Genomic DNA, 483 nt, shown 5'->3' on the forward strand with positions numbered 1-483 from the left:
CAGCCTTCTCAAACTTTTCAGCCTTAGCTTTTGCAGCATCAACACGCTTTGCAACAGCACGACCATCAGCCAGAGCAATAGCTAAAGCCTTGGCTTGTTGCTTCTCCTGGTTCCACTGGTCCCGAGTTAAACGCCTACGACCTGGACCAATACGAGTTAAGCCAGAAGGCTTCCCGACCTTATCCCAATAACTGTCCTGCCAATCTCTAAACGATTGCTTATAGGCTTCATTTTGTTCCTTTGGAGATAACCCATCCGCCTTGGCCTTCTGCTTTGCACTATCCCCAGGATGTAAGCTGATCGCCTTCAAATCATCAGGAACGATGAAAGCATGAAGATGAGGAAAAGCCTCATCATCATGCCTGATGACTGTCTTCAACTGGTCCCCATACGTGTCCTGCAACCACTTGACCGACCGAGCTTGCCAACGCTTACAATCGGCATCCATCTCACCTGGCCAAGACAGAACAATGCACGCCATAG

Annotated in this window: 1 protein-coding gene; it reads right to left on the minus strand. The window is 49.3% G+C overall.

Features of this window, described 5'->3' with window-relative positions; translation table 11 throughout:
• Positions 1-483 (minus strand): plasmid recombination protein (locus KP705_RS17270; RefSeq protein WP_215765163.1); only part of this gene is annotated, 483 nt, incomplete at both ends.

Source organism: Gluconobacter sp. P1D12_c (genome assembly GCF_018812105.1).
Taxonomy (GTDB): Bacteria; Pseudomonadota; Alphaproteobacteria; order Acetobacterales; family Acetobacteraceae; genus Gluconobacter; species Gluconobacter oxydans_A.